The sequence below is a fragment of the Bartonella sp. MR168JLCBS genome, from assembly GCF_042194175.1.
On record NZ_JBHIMP010000287.1, the window covers coordinates 1 to 804 of the forward strand.

Sequence of the window (804 nt, forward strand, 5' to 3'; positions counted from 1 at the left end):
GCTGAATCCACGTTAAAAGCGTTTGTTTTTGGGTTTTTGATGGCTTTTTTGTGGTCTGATTTGTCGTTGTTGTTCGAGAGTTTGCGTGGTGGCGCTTGCTTGTTACAAAAGAAGGCCGTTTACACAATGACCCTACAGCGCTGACACTATGACTGCTTGTACGGCTGCTACAAGAAAGGCAAAGAAGCTTTTTATAATTTTCAAGCTCTTGGATGCCCATTGCTGTAAAAATTGCTGCTTGCTTGGAAGAATAAGGCTCTAAAGCTTTCGCGTATCTTAAATAGAGAGCTGCATATTGCTCTTTTGTTTTAAGGGCACGAAGCATCATCTTTTGTGCTGAACGAAAGGACAGAGCTTTGCGTTGTACAAATGAAAAAAACGACTTCAACATTTTCTGTTCCTTTGCACTTTAGAATAATTCTAAGATATAAGATGAAAAAAGCGAAAGTCAATCTAAAATATAAGAATTGAGAAAAAGAGTGGTGAAAAAAAGAAGCATTTTGGTCAAAAAAACAAAAAAATCGGTCGAAAAAGTCAGGAAAAAAAGCCAGTCTATAAAAGCTCTAGGGGAAACAATTGTCGGCACAGAGAAATGCAAAGGATTGTGCCGAGGGACTTGGAAGATTCTGTCGAAGGATTGGGCCAGAGATTATGTTGGTGGATTAGACGAAGGAAGCTCTGTTGGAAAAAATTTTGTTTCCAAAGGAATCAATCTATTGATTTTTCATCATAAATTATCAATCTCATGCGCTCTTGTCTATAATCAATAAAAATTTTGGGATCGCAGTTCAAAAGGTGGAATTG

At 37.7% G+C, this 804-nt stretch carries 1 protein-coding gene and 1 pseudogene; one reads left to right on the forward strand and one right to left on the reverse strand.

Annotation, left to right across the window (positions count from 1 at the left end; all coding sequences use genetic code 11):
- A pseudogene (locus tag ACFIK8_RS10920) lies at positions 1-391 on the reverse strand (hypothetical protein); the annotation flags it as partial.
- A 109-nt stretch (positions 392-500) separates the two neighbouring features.
- Here ACFIK8_RS10920 and ACFIK8_RS10925 point away from each other — a divergent pair.
- Positions 501-770: a hypothetical protein gene (locus tag ACFIK8_RS10925; protein ID WP_375669440.1), complete on the forward strand. Its 270-nt coding sequence runs from the start codon at positions 501-503 to the stop codon at positions 768-770.
- The last annotated feature ends 34 nt before the right edge of the window (positions 771-804 follow it).